This window comes from Staphylococcus arlettae, assembly GCF_025560845.1.
GTDB lineage: Bacteria > Bacillota > Bacilli > Staphylococcales > Staphylococcaceae > Staphylococcus > Staphylococcus arlettae.
In genome coordinates this window covers 1-13,838 of sequence record NZ_CP094803.1, presented here as the reverse complement: position 1 = coordinate 13,838, position 13,838 = coordinate 1, and the positions used below count along the sequence as shown (strand labels likewise).

Here is a 13,838-nt window from a genome sequence, read left to right as displayed (position 1 = left end):
CTAAGACGGATTACTTGTTCACAGCAACCACAAGCTCTCTGAAATCTCGTCATCAATATTACTTAGCCTACAAACAATACTATATGAAGTTAAATTTAATATAGCAAATTACTTAAATCTTTTCAAGCGCGAAACGATTGTCGCGCGTATTTTATTGTTGGTATGAGACATCACGTAAATATTGTGCGACCGCTTCTATATCTTTGTGGAACTGACGATCTTCCGTAATAGACGGTATAATTTGACGGAGTTCATCGTATTTAGCTTTCGTTTTCGGCGATAATTTATCCACATCTTTATGTTCTACTGCTTGTAATGCAATAATACATTCAATTGCAATCACTCGGCGAGAGTTTTCAATCATTTGATAACCATGACGCGAAGCAATAGTTCCCATAGAGACATGGTCTTCTTGGTTAGCTGATGATGGAATTGAATCAACACTTGCTGGGTGTGCCAATGTTTTATTTTCTGACACTAAGCTTGCCGCAGCATATTGCATAATCATAGCGCCACTTTGTAAACCCGGTTGTGGACTTAAAAAGGCAGGTAAGCCATTATTTAGTTGCGGATTTACTAAGCGTTCTAGTCGACGTTCGGCTACATTTCCAAGCTCACTAACACCCAACTTTAAGAAGTCTAACGCAAAAGCTACGGGCTGTCCGTGGAAATTACCACCAGAAATGACTAAAGTTTCATCATCTTCATCAAAAATTAATGGATTGTCATTAGCTGCATTCATTTCACGTTCTAACTGCTCTTTCACATATTGGAATACTTGGAAGCTTGCACCATGTATTTGTGGAATACAGCGCAAAGTATACGCATCTTGTACACGAATTTCTCCTTGTCGTGTCGTCAACTCTGAACCTTCCAACCAATCTAACATACGTTCAGCTACTGCTGTTTGTTCATCAAAATTACGTACTTTATGTACATGCGCATTATATGCATCTGTAATGCCATTTAATGCTTGATGTGTGAGCGCTGCAATCCACTCTGCCTGATAACCTAAACTTGCCGCTTCAATATAATTAATCACACCTTGTGCCGTCATTGCTTGGGTACCATTAATCAATGCAAGGCCTTCTTTAGCTTGTAATTGTAATGGCTGGCGATCTAATTGTTGTAAAACATATCTACTATCTACTTCTTTCCCTTGATAATACACAGATCCTTCACCAATTAAAGCCAGTGCTAAATGTGACAACGGTGCTAAGTCACCTGATGCTCCTAATGATCCTTGTTGTGGGATTATTGGGATAATACGTTGATTAATATAAAATACTAGTTGTTCTACTAATGCGACGGTCGCACCAGAGTGTCCTTTTAATAAAGTATTTAAACGTAGTATCATCATTACTAATGAGACTTCTTCTGAAAATGGTTGACCCACGCCACAGGCATGCGAACGAATTAAATTCGTTTGTAATTGCTCGTATTCACCTTCATCTATACGTACATCACTAAATAAGCCAAAGCCAGTCGTAATACCGTATATTGTTTCTTTGTTATTAATAATACCTTCTACAATAGCACGACTCTGTTTTACACGTGCTAATGCATCTTCTGTAATTACTACATTGTCCTTATTATTTAAGAAATGTTTAATATCGACAATCGTTAATCGTTCACCGGTTAATGCTAATGTCATGTTCCCATCTCCTCTCAAAATACATCCATGCTCACACAGAGTATACGCTTACATTTTCGGGAGAACAATAGCTTTTGCAATACTCGTAATATGGTATTAAATTAGTATTTTAATAGGATAAAGTGCAAAATTTTGACATGACATGAATTTTACTAAAAAATGTCTAATTTTACCTGTTGACTTAACTGCTATGCAGGTATATCATTTTCTATTGTATTTAAAAAATTCTTACGAACAAACAAAGTTATAAACACGTCATATTGTGCGATTTATGTAGCGTAAATATAAAGTGAGAAAAGGAGGTTTCACATTGGAAACATTAGCATCTGTCAACATACCTAAACGAGAAGATGATACACATAAAGGTGATTATGGAAAAATTCTGCTAATTGGTGGCAATGCCAATTTAGGTGGAGCAATTATTTTAGCTGCACGCGCTTGTGTCTATAGTGGCAGTGGTCTTATTACCGTTGCAACACATCCAAATAATCACGCAGCATTACATTCCCGTTGTCCTGAAGCAATGGTAATTGATATTAACGATACAAAAATGTTAACAAAGATGATTGAAGCAACGGATTGCATACTCATCGGACCTGGTCTAGGTTGTGATTTTAAAGGTAATAATGCGATTACTTTTTTACTGCAAAATATTCAGCCACATCAAAAATTAATCGTGGATGGTGATGCTATTACGATTTTCAGTAAATTGAAACCAGACTTACCAACGTGTAATGTCGTCTTTACACCACATCAAAAAGAGTGGGAACGCTTAAGTGGTATCCCTATTGATGAACAAACTTATGAACGTAACCGTGAAGCGGCAGACCGTCTTAATGGTACGATTGTCTTAAAAATGCATGGCACAGAAATCTATTTTAAAGATAATGAGTATAAACTACCTATCGGCACGCCAGCAATGGCAACGGGTGGTATGGGTGATACTTTAGCTGGTATGATAACGAGTTTTGTAGGTCAATTCGATAATATGAAACATGCAGTAACGAGTGCGACTTATACACATAGCTATATAGGTGAATCATTATCAGAATCAATGTATGTAGTACCACCATCTAAATTAATTAGTGAAATACCTTACGCTATGAAAACATTAGAACAATAAAATTACCCCCTTGCTTAACTTCTTACATAGATGCTAAGCAGGGGGTTTCTCGTTGTTAATATAAAATAACACCAGCAATTATTCCTAAAAGTACAATACACCATGACGGCACTTTGCAATATGCTAATAATACAAATAGAATTGCAGCAATTACAAAATCTAGTTGAGACTTAATTGTAGAAGTTATGATGGGATCATACAGTGCTGCAATTAAAATACCTACAACGCCTGCACTAACCGCTTTTAACATAGCTTGTGCATAACGATTAGACTGAACATGTTCCCAAAAAGGTAAGACACCTACTAATAATAAAAATGCAGGTAGAAAGATTGCTATCGTTGCAACAATACCTCCTGTAACACCAGACATCACTGTTCCTATATAAGATGCAAAAGTAAACAATGGTCCAGGCACTGCTTGTGCTAACGCGTAGCCTGTTAAGAAATCAGTCGTACTAATCATTTCAGTCGCCACAAAGGATTGCTCTAATAATGGTAAGACGACATGACCTCCACCAAATACTAATGCTCCTGAACGGTAAAAAGCATCAATCATCGCTATCCATTGAGAAGTCGACGCATAGTTCGCAATAGGCAAACAAATTAATAATATAAAAAACATAATCAGTGCGCTAGCGCCAACTTTCTTCGGTATATTAAAGATTTTCACCATTTTTTGAGCATTATGGTGAGTTCTAAATAATACTAGACCTGCTATAGCAACAATAATCAATGCAGCTAATTGCGACAGTGAATGACTTATTAAGACACTTATAATTAATGTAAACAAGGCGAGTAACTTCGTTTTGACGTCTGGTACTAGCTTTGTAGCCATACCTAAAATAGCATTTAACACAACGGCAACAGCTACTAATTTCAAACCATGCGTCCATGTTAAATTATCACTGTATGACAATAAAAATAGCGCACACAGCATCAAGACAATGACAGAGGGTAAAGTGAAGCCAAGAAATGAAATGACGCCTCCTAATAGACCTCCTTTAGCCACCCCGATACCAAAGCCAACTTGACTACTTGCCGGTCCGGGTAGGAATTGACATAGTGCCACTAAATTAGTGTACTGGCTTTCTGTCAACCATTGCCTCCGCTTAACGTATTCATCATAAAAATAACCTAAATGTGCAGTTGGGCCACCGAATGATGTTAAGCCCAATCGTAGTGATACTAACAATATCTCTAAAAATTTCATATGCTTTCCTCCTTACCACACTTCTCGAGTTAATTCTTGCAATTTTTGCTGACTTTTTCTTAACATAGTACGTCCATAATCTGTAATAGTATATTGCTTTCGCTGTTTACCTTCGACAACTATTTTCTCACTGTGCAATAAACCTTCTGCTTCCATATTATGTAACATTGGATACAACGTCCCAGCACTCATTGAATAACCATGCGTTCTTAATTCTTCTATCATCCAGCTACCATATATTGGGTGTTCATGCGCATGATGTAAAATATGAATATAAATAAATCCAAGAAACATACGGCGTTCTAATTTGGATTCCATTGGAACACTCCTTTCTTAATATCGTTTTTCGATATCGAAATTCGCTTCTATTTTAACATGAAATAAATTCTGTGTACGGACATTTACACAATCTTTATAAACTGTAATATTAGCTATGTCTGAAGAGGGCAAACCGTCTTATAATATATTGCTGAAAAACACCAAAATATAACAAAAAAACAGACTACACGTTACTAGAAAGTAACTCATGTAGTCTGTTCGCTCTATAATATTAATAAATTAAGTTAATGTTTAGGATTCTGAATCATCATTATCTGCGTTATCTATATCTTCATTTACACGATCCATAAAGTCTTGACGTAATGCTTTTGGCTCATCATCTGATGGCGCTTCTGCATTGTCATCACTATCTGTTTCAGTGTGAATAGCGTTACCTGGTGCATCATCAGCAATGACTTGTTCCGAATTATCACCTGTCTCTGTAGCTGATGTTGCTTCTTCTGTTTCTACTGCTTCAGACGCTTCGTCTTCCTCGTCGACTTTTGCTACTGTAGAAACGAATTGTTCGTCTGATAATTTAATTAATCGTACACCTTGTGCCGCACGACCATTTTGTGAAATATCCTGTACATCAATACGGATAATCACACCAGAATTTGTTACAACCATTAAGTCTTCTTCACCTGTCACTGTCGTGATACACACAATGTTACCATTTTTCTCTGTAATAGTGGCTGTCTTAATACCTTTACCACCACGGTTAGATAAACGGTATTCATTCACTGGTGTACGTTTACCGTAACCATTTTCAGTCACAACGAGCACCTCATCATCACTGGCATCATCAGCAACATCTAAGCCAACAACTTGGTCGCCTTCACGTAAAGTGATACCTTTCACACCTGATGCTGTACGTCCTAATGGGCGTAGAGATGTTTCATGGAATCGGATTAATGATGCATGTGCTGTACCGATTAAGATATCTTGCTCACCATCTGTTAAACGGACTGCAATCAGTTCATCGTCATTTTTAAAGCCAATGGCAATTTTACCGTTTTTATTAATGTGTGAGAAGTTACTTAATGCTGAACGTTTGACGATACCTTTTTTCGTTGCAAAGACTAAGAAATCATCTTCACTTTCTAAGTCTTTCACTGCAATCATCGTACTAATGTTTTCGTCATTGTCTAGTTCAATCGCATTGACAACTGGAATACCTTTAGACTGACGTGATAGTTCCGGCACCTCATAACCTTTAAGCTTGTAGACACGGCCTTTATTCGTAAAGAATAGAACGTTATCATGTGTACTTAATGTTACCAATTGACTTACAAAGTCTTCTTCAAGTGTATTCATACCTTGGACACCACGACCACCACGGTGTTGCGCGCGATATGTAGATACTGGCAAACGTTTAATGTAGTTATTGTGACTTAACGTAATGACAATTTGTTCTTCTGGAATTAAATCTTCGTCTTCAATATTATCGAAGCCACCTAACTGAATTTCCGTTAAACGATCATCACCAAAGCGCTCACGAATATCAATTAATTCATCACGCACTATTTGTAAGAGCTTTTCTTCATCTGCTAAGATTTCTTGTAATTCTTTAATATAAGCAACAAGCTCATTGTACTCATCTTCAATTTTGTCACGTTCTAAACCAGTTAAACGTCTTAAACGCATATCCAAAATCGCTTGTGCTTGACGTTCACTTAATTCAAAGCGTTCTTGCAAGCTTGCCATCGCGACTTTATCTGTTTCAGATTCACGGATAGTTGTAATAATCTCATCAATATGATCTAGTGCTATACGTAAACCTTCAAGAATATGCGCACGATCTTGTGCTTTCTTCAAGTTATATTCCGTACGACGACGTACGACCACTTTTTGATGTTCTAAATATTCAACTAATGCTTCTTTTAAATTAATCAGTCTTGGACGACCATTAACTAAGGCAATCATATTCACACCAAATGATGTTTGTAGCGGTGTTTGTTTATATAAGTTATTTAAAATAACACTTGCGTTTGCATCTTTGCGGATATCAATAACAACTCTAACACCTGTACGTAAACTTGTTTCATCACGTAAATCAGTAATGCCGTCAATTTTTTTATCACGTGCTAATTCCGCAATTTTTTCAATCATACGTGCTTTATTCACTTGGTAAGGTACTTCTGTGACCACGATACGTTGACGGCCACCACCTCGTTCTTCTATTTCAGCACGTGCACGCATTTGAATGGAACCACGACCTGTTTCATAAGCACGACGTATGCCACTTTTTCCCATAATTAATGCTCCTGTTGGGAAATCTGGTCCTTGAATGTCTTCCATTAATTCCGCAATTGTAGCATCTGGGTTATGACTTACTTTTAATACACCGTTAATCACTTCTGTAAGATTGTGTGGTGGAATATTAGTAGCCATACCTACTGCAATACCAGACGCACCGTTCACTAGTAAGTTAGGGAATCTTGCAGGTAAGACTGCCGGTTCTCTTTCATTACCATCATAGTTATCTATAAAATCAATCGTATCTTTATTGATATCTCGTAATAACTCTAACGTAATTTTAGACATACGCGCCTCTGTATAACGCATCGCTGCAGCTCCATCGCCGTCCATAGAACCAAAGTTACCCTGACCGTCGACTAATGGATATCGATAGCTGAAATCCTGTGCCATTCTTACCATTGCTTCGTAAATAGATGAGTCACCGTGTGGGTGATATTTACCCATAACATCCCCAACAATACGTGCAGATTTTTTATATGACTTATCCGGTGTCATACCTTGCTCATTTAAGCCATATAAGATACGTCGATGTACAGGTTTTAAACCATCTCTAACATCTGGTAAGGCACGTGAAACAATTACACTCATCGCATAATCTAGAAATGATTCTCGCATCTCATTTGTTATATTTCGTTCATTAATTCTTGATTCAGGTACTTCAGCCATCAAGATATCCTCCTTCAAAATTCAGTTCATTGTAATTAGAAATCTAAGGTCGCATACACTGCGTTGTCTTCAATAAACTGTCTACGGTTTTCCACAACGTCTCCCATTAACATTTCGAATGTTTGGTCTGCACTAATCGCGTCTTCTAATGTTACTTGTAACATTGAACGATTTTCTGGATTCATCGTAGTTTCCCACAATTGATCCGCATTCATTTCACCAAGTCCTTTATAACGTGCAATAGACCATTTTGGTGTCGGTTCTAACTCTGCTTTAAGTTTGTCTAACTCTCGCTCATTAAAGACATAATATTTTTGCTTGCCTTGTGTCAGTTTGAATAATGGTGGTTGTGCAATATACACATAACCCGCTTCAATTAACGGTCTCATAAAGCGATAGAAGAACGTCAATAACAAGGTTCTAATATGCGCACCGTCTACATCGGCATCGGTCATAATAATAATCTTGTGATAGCGTGCTTTGCTTAAATCAAATTCGCCACCAATTCCGGTACCAAATGCTGTGACCATAGAACGGATTTCATTGTTATTTAAAATTCTGTCTAAACGTGCTTTTTCCACATTTAAAATCTTACCACGTAGCGGTAAAATTGCTTGTGTTTCAGAATCACGGCCAGATTTTGTAGACCCTCCGGCAGAGTCACCCTCTACGATGAAGATTTCACTCTTTTCAGGATCCTTACTTGAACAATCTGCCAGTTTACCTGGTAAACTTGATACTTCTAATGCCGATTTACGGCGTGTCACTTCACGTGCTTTTTTCGCAGCAATACGCGCGCGTGATGCCATAATTCCTTTTTCGACAATGACACGAGCCACATTTGGATTCTCATATAAGAAACGTTCAAATAATTCGGCGAACAACTTATCCACTACTTGACGTACTTCGGAGTTGCCTAATTTTGTTTTCGTTTGTCCTTCGAACTGAGGATCTCCATGCTTGATAGATACGACGGCAGTCAAACCTTCACGTGTATCTTCACCTGATAGTCGGTCTTTGTCTTCTTTAATAATTTTACTCTTTATTCCGTAACTGTTTAACACACGTGACAACGCACGTTTGAAACCATCTTCATGCGTGCCGCCTTCATATGTGTGAATATTATTCGCATATGTTAATAAGTTAGTTGCAAAGCCACTATTGTATTGCAATGCAATTTCAACTTCGATTTCGTCTTTAGATTCATGCACATAAATCGGTTCTTCATGTAACGGTTCTTTATTTTCATTTAGCATTTCGACATAAGATTTAATACCGCCTTCATAGAAGTAATTGTCTTCTCTGAAAGAGCCATCTTCTAATGTTTCACGCTCATCTCTTAATGTGATGGAGATACCTTTATTTAAGAATGCCAACTCTCTGATACGTTGCTCTAAAGTCTCGTAATTGTATGTTGTTGTTTCAGTAAAGATTGTAGAGTCTGCTTTAAAGCGAATTGCTGTACCTGTTGTGTCACCGTCTGTTTCGCCAATGACTTTCAAATCAAACTGAGGTATTCCGCGTTTGTATGCTTGGTGGTGTATTTTATTATCTAAGTATACATAGACTTCTAAATCTTCGGATAAAGCATTAACTACAGACGAACCTACACCATGTAGACCACCTGATACTTTATAACCGCCACCGCCGAATTTACCGCCGGCATGTAGTACAGTTAAAATAACTTCAACGGCAGGACGTCCCATTTTTTCTTGAATATCAACAGGAATTCCACGACCATTATCTGTTACTTTTATCCAATTATCTTTTTCAATTACTACTTGGATCTCATCTGCATAACCTGCGAGTGCTTCGTCGATACTGTTATCAACAATTTCCCACACAAGGTGGTGTAAACCTTTTTCTGAAGTTGAGCCGATATACATACCTGGTCTTTTTCGAACCGCTTCTAGACCTTCTAAAACCTGAATCTGTTCAGCACCATAATTTTCCGTGTTGTTCACGTCTGACAATGCGTCCACCTTCACTTTCTGTTACTTAATAATTTTGCCTTGATTAATACGATAGAGCTTGGCATTCGTCATTATTTCATGATCGATACCGTCTACGGACGTTGTTGTCACAAACGTCTGTACTTTATGTTGAATCGTACTTAATAAATGCGTCTGTCGTGAATCATCTAATTCACTCAAGACATCATCCAGAAGTAAAATGGGATACTCCCCTACTTCGATATTCATTAATTCTATTTCGGCAAGCTTAATCGATAATGCCGTCGTTCGTTGTTGGCCCTGTGAGCCATAAGTTTGTGCATCCATGTCATTAACATCGAAACCTAAATCATCTCTATGTGGACCGAATAAACAAACACCTCGATCTTTCTCACGTTCCATATTGTCATTTAACGTTGTTAAGACTTCCTCAAGTAGGACCGCTTCATCCTGCTCAATATCTGAGAGCTTAATACTGGGAACATAGCGCAACGATAAAGCTTCACGGTCTTCAGTGATACCTGCATGAATGGGTTGTGCTAAAGTTTCCAATTCTTTGATAAAATGTTGACGCCGTATCGTAACTTTAAGCGCATATTCAGCGAATTGTTGGTTTAACACTTCTAACATTGTGGCATCTGTCTTTTGACCATATTGCAATTGCTTTAAATAATTATTCTTTTGTTTTAAGATACGTTGATACTGTGCTAAATCATTTAAATACACTGCCGATATTTGTCCAAGTTCCATGTCAATAAAGCGTCGTCTGATTTGAGGTGAGCCTTTCACTATATTTAAATCTTCAGGTGCAAATAACACCACATTTAAATGACCAACGTATTGCGTTAGCCGACTTTGTTCTAAGTGATTGATTTTGACTTGCTTACCCTTTTTAGTGACATACATTGTAAGTGGCATTTCACCATATCTGTAACTTAATTCTCCCTCTATTTTAGCATACTCACGGTCAAAACGAATCAATTCTCTGTCGTTTGATGTGCGATGGCTTTTCGCTAATGCTAATGTATAAATAGATTCGAGAAGATTAGTCTTCCCTTGTGCATTTTCCCCAATTAGGATATTGACGTCAGGATGACAATCTAAGGCAATTGCCTCATAGTTACGATAGTTTTCTAATTGGAGTGTCTTGAGTTTCATTCTTCACCTTGATGCAAAATCACAAATGAACCCACTTCAGGTATTTCTGGTATCTCAATTGTGTCACGATGGCTTAACTTTTTACCACGGCGTGTTTCACGCGTATTGTTTAACAATACTTCAAACTCATTTAAGAACCATTTCGCTTGCCCGCCAGATTCGATAATACCTTCCGTCTTTAGAAATTGTCCTAATGTGATGTCGCCATCTACAACTACTTCTTCAACCAAACCAATCACTCCATTTCTATATAGGTCATCTATTTATTATACCTTTTTTCACGAAAAATTTCATGTAAAACAAGGGTGAAAACGTTTACTTATAGTGAATTTTTTTCATAGCTTATTTAATTGCGATTTTCACCACAATACAAACGCTGTGACTGCTACTTAATACGGTTTATAACAACTAAAAATAAGCAGCTTGTTTTGTAGAATTATGTACTTTGTTAGTAACATGATTATCCCAATAGTTATGTATCATGCTATTTCAAAGGTGACTACAATATTAATTATAGCCTGTATTGCATTTTAAATACTCTATTTGCTTATTGTATCTAATTCTAGAGGAAAACCCAACTTTATTCCTAATTCCTTATATAAAGCTTATGAGTAGCTTTAAAATGCATATGGCTATCACAGTTGTAACTTTAGTGTGTTAGCCATTAACTAAGAGCACAATGTTATCCACAAGTTAGGCAGCTTTGAGACGCAAAAAAAGCACTTCAAAGCGCAACTTCGAAGTGCAAATCAGTGCTATAGATTCTTAGTATGTTCTGATTGGCAAAATTAATTGCGTTACAGAATCATCGTCTTTTGGTTTTAAAATAAATGGTTTCATTGTTCCAAAGAATTCGACTTCTACTTCATCATTATCAATGGCTTTTAATGCGTCCATCATATATTTTGAGTTGAATGATATTTTCAAGTTGCCACCTTCAACATCACTTGCTTCTACTTCTTCTTTCACCGTACCAATTTCTGGTGATGTTGATGATAATTCTACTAATTCATTACCCGTACTTAGTTTAATAACGTTATTACCACCTTCACGTGCTAATAATGACGCACGATCAATAGCATGATAAAAATCACCGTTGTTAATGCCTAATTTTATTTCGTAGTTTTCAGGGAACAAACGTGATGTGTCTGGATAATGCCCTTCTAATAGACGTGAAATAAAGTTGACATTGCCGACTTTAAATAACACTTGGTTAGACGCAAAGAAAATATCAATATCTTCATCGCTGTCACTCATGATCTTATTTAATTCTGATAATGCTTTACCAGGAATGATGACATTTTTGTTTTCACAATCATCTTCTAAACCAACTTTTCTTACAGCCAAGCGGTGTGAGTCAGTTGCTGTGCATATTAATTCATTTTCTTGTATAAGCCAGTTTACACCAGTAAGTACCGGGCGTGTTTCTGAGGTGGACACTGCAAAATTTGTTTGCGCAATAATGTTTTTCAATACTTTTACCGATAATTGAATTGCATCATCACGGGACACTTCTGGTAATAATGGATATTGATCTGAATCTAAACCACTCAAATTAAATTCAGAATGACCTGATGTAATAAGTGTTTGGAATTGATCATTTGTAGATAATTTAACTTCTTTACCTGGAAGTTTTTTAATTATATCAACAAAGAAACGACCAGGGAGTACAACTGAACCTGTTTCAGTTATTGTAACTATATCTTCACCATCTACTTGTTTTGGAATAGTGATTTCGATAGATATTTCTGAGTCAGAACCTGTTAGTATCACTTCGTTGTCTTTAGCATCAATTTTTATACCTGTAAGTATAGGTAATGTTGTTCTTGGTGAGATGGCTTTTAAAGTGTCATTTAATTGATTTATAAAATAATCTCTTCTAATTGTGAATTCCATCTGTAATTTAAACTCCTTCCAGTCGTTTATATATAAATTATATATGTTTTAAATCCGTAGTAATAGTAGTAGGGCCTGTGAATTAGTGGATAACACGGAAAATGCTACTGTTGCCAAGTTTTTAATGGTGTGGATAACTTGTGCACTGTGTGTATTACTTTTACACATTATCCACAATTAACTATTTTTTCCACATTGTACTATTCCTCAAATTTACTACTTTCAATCTGTTATAACACAGTTTTTTTAAGGATTACGAATTTCTTTTTCTAAGTTTTCTACTTCTTGTTTAAATGTTGGATCATTTTTTATATCAGTACTAATTTTTTCATGAGCGTGAATGACAGTTGTATGATCACGGCCACCGAATTCTTCACCGATTTTTGGTAATGAAAAATCCGTTAATTCTCTGGATAAATACATAGCGATTTGACGTGGATATGCGATAGATTTAGTACGTTTCTTCGCACTAAAGTCCTCGATACGCACACTATAATATTCGCCTACAACTTTTTGAATATCTTGGATTGTAATTTTTTTCGATTTTGGTGCTTGTATAATATCTTTTAAAGCTGCAGCCGTCAGTTCAGTAGTAATAGGCTGCCCTTGTAGTTTTGAAAATGCAAGCACACGCGTAAGTGCGCCTTCTAATTCACGAATGTTTGATTGAATTTGATTCGCAATATAAGTTAAAGCTTCGATTGGAATATCTAAATTCTCTTCTTCAATTTTCTTTTGCAAAATTGCCATTCGTGTTTCATAGTCAGGAGGCGTAATATCAACGATTAAGCCCCATTCGAAGCGTGAACGTAAACGGTCTTCTAACTTAGCGATTTCCTTCGGTGGACGATCACTTGAAATAACAATTTGCTTATTAGCTTGATGTAATTCATTGAACGTATGGAAAAACTCTTCTTGTGTTTGTTCTTTATTTTGAATGAATTGTATATCATCAATCAATAAAATATCGATGCTGCGGTATTTCTCTCGGAATTGTTCCCCTTTATTATCACGAATTGATTTAATAAATTCATTCGTGAATTTTTCACTAGAAGTATAAATGACTTTGGCGTCGGGTTTATTGGCTAAAACGTAATGACCAATAGCATGCATAAGATGCGTTTTTCCTAATCCTACACCACCATAAATAAATAGTGGATTATAAGCTTGGGCTGGTGCTTCAGCTACGGCAAGGCTTGCTGCATGAGGGAATCTATTGCCCGGCCCAATTACGAAAGTATCAAATGTATTATGCGTATTGAATTGTTCTCCATTCACTTCAGCTATATTCGTACTTGATTCATCAAGTGCCTTTGTTGGTTCTGGTTCACTCTGCGTTTGGAGATTTTCAAGTTGATCCTCTGAGTAAAATACAGGTGTAATTTCATGGCCAATAGCTTTATATAATAAGGATTCGATAATTTGAGCATAATGCGTTTTCAACCAATCGGCAACAAACGGATTATCGGTAATTACTATGGCTTCATTGTTTCGTAATGAATAAAGTTTGGTATCTTTTAGAAAAGTTTTATAACTTACTTCACTAATTTCTTCTTGAGCTAGCGTAAGTACTTTTTCCCAGATTTCTTGTTCTGACAT

The 13,838-nt window shown here is 36.6% G+C and carries 10 protein-coding genes and 1 other annotated feature (1 of these 11 running past the window's edge); of the genes, 1 reads left to right on the top strand and 9 read right to left on the bottom strand.

What is annotated here, in order from left to right:
* Positions 1 to 83: a binding site (T-box leader), on the bottom strand (it extends 109 nt beyond the left edge of the window).
* 68 nt (positions 84 to 151) lie between these two features.
* Positions 152 to 1,654 carry a histidine ammonia-lyase gene (gene hutH / locus MUA37_RS00050; protein WP_262624703.1) on the bottom strand — a complete coding sequence of 501 codons (1,503 nt, stop codon included), beginning with the start codon at positions 1,652 to 1,654 and terminating at the stop codon, positions 152 to 154.
* Positions 1,655 to 1,964: 310 nt separating this feature from the next.
* On the opposite strand from hutH, the gene MUA37_RS00045 reads away from it, so the two are divergent.
* Positions 1,965 to 2,777 (top strand): NAD(P)H-hydrate dehydratase, encoded by an 813-nt coding sequence (locus MUA37_RS00045; RefSeq protein WP_002510617.1) that lies wholly within the window; start codon positions 1,965 to 1,967, stop codon positions 2,775 to 2,777.
* A gap of 55 nt (positions 2,778 to 2,832) precedes the next feature.
* On the opposite strand, the gene chrA is transcribed toward MUA37_RS00045, so the two are convergent.
* From chrA to dnaA, 8 genes are all read right to left on the bottom strand, one after another.
* Positions 2,833 to 3,987 carry a chromate efflux transporter gene (chrA, locus tag MUA37_RS00040; RefSeq protein ID WP_021459417.1) on the bottom strand — a complete coding sequence of 385 codons (1,155 nt, stop codon included), beginning with the start codon at positions 3,985 to 3,987 and terminating at the stop codon, positions 2,833 to 2,835.
* A 12-nt stretch (positions 3,988 to 3,999) separates the two neighbouring features.
* Positions 4,000 to 4,305, bottom strand: coding sequence for a PadR family transcriptional regulator (locus MUA37_RS00035; protein WP_002510615.1), 306 nt, complete (start codon positions 4,303 to 4,305; stop codon positions 4,000 to 4,002).
* A gap of 252 nt (positions 4,306 to 4,557) precedes the next feature.
* Entirely contained in the window at positions 4,558 to 7,233 is a 2,676-nt protein-coding gene (gyrA, locus tag MUA37_RS00030; RefSeq protein WP_262624702.1) for a DNA gyrase subunit A, read from the bottom strand.
* Positions 7,234 to 7,268: 35 nt separating this feature from the next.
* Positions 7,269 to 9,215 (bottom strand): DNA topoisomerase (ATP-hydrolyzing) subunit B, encoded by a 1,947-nt coding sequence (gene gyrB / locus MUA37_RS00025; RefSeq protein ID WP_172604835.1) that lies wholly within the window; start codon positions 9,213 to 9,215, stop codon positions 7,269 to 7,271.
* A gap of 12 nt (positions 9,216 to 9,227) precedes the next feature.
* Positions 9,228 to 10,343, bottom strand: coding sequence for a DNA replication/repair protein RecF (recF, locus tag MUA37_RS00020; RefSeq protein WP_002510612.1), 1,116 nt, complete (start codon positions 10,341 to 10,343; stop codon positions 9,228 to 9,230).
* Positions 10,340 to 10,582 (bottom strand): S4 domain-containing protein YaaA, encoded by a 243-nt coding sequence (gene yaaA, locus MUA37_RS00015; RefSeq protein WP_002510611.1) that lies wholly within the window; start codon positions 10,580 to 10,582, stop codon positions 10,340 to 10,342. The genes recF and yaaA overlap by 4 nt, the downstream gene beginning before the upstream one ends.
* 526 nt (positions 10,583 to 11,108) lie before the next feature.
* Entirely contained in the window at positions 11,109 to 12,239 is a 1,131-nt protein-coding gene (gene dnaN, locus MUA37_RS00010) for a DNA polymerase III subunit beta (protein WP_002510610.1), read from the bottom strand.
* 246 nt (positions 12,240 to 12,485) lie between these two features.
* Positions 12,486 to 13,838, bottom strand: coding sequence for a chromosomal replication initiator protein DnaA (gene dnaA / locus MUA37_RS00005; RefSeq protein WP_262624701.1), 1,353 nt, complete (start codon positions 13,836 to 13,838; stop codon positions 12,486 to 12,488).

What these genes read in the sequence shown, in the direction of transcription:
- chrA (WP_021459417.1), bottom strand. Translation starts at nt 3,987, where the DNA reads ATGAAATTTTTAGAGATATTGTTAGTATCACTACGATTGGGCTTAACA.
- recF (WP_002510612.1), bottom strand. Translation starts at nt 10,343, where the DNA reads ATGAAACTCAAGACACTCCAATTAGAAAACTATCGTAACTATGAGGCA.
- gyrA (WP_262624702.1), bottom strand. Translation starts at nt 7,233, where the DNA reads ATGGCTGAAGTACCTGAATCAAGAATTAATGAACGAAATATAACAAAT.
- dnaA (WP_262624701.1), bottom strand. Translation starts at nt 13,838, where the DNA reads ATGTCAGAACAAGAAATCTGGGAAAAAGTACTTACGCTAGCTCAAGAA.
- dnaN (WP_002510610.1), bottom strand. Translation starts at nt 12,239, where the DNA reads ATGGAATTCACAATTAGAAGAGATTATTTTATAAATCAATTAAATGAC.
- MUA37_RS00035 (WP_002510615.1), bottom strand. Translation starts at nt 4,305, where the DNA reads ATGGAATCCAAATTAGAACGCCGTATGTTTCTTGGATTTATTTATATT.
- hutH (WP_262624703.1), bottom strand. Translation starts at nt 1,654, where the DNA reads ATGACATTAGCATTAACCGGTGAACGATTAACGATTGTCGATATTAAA.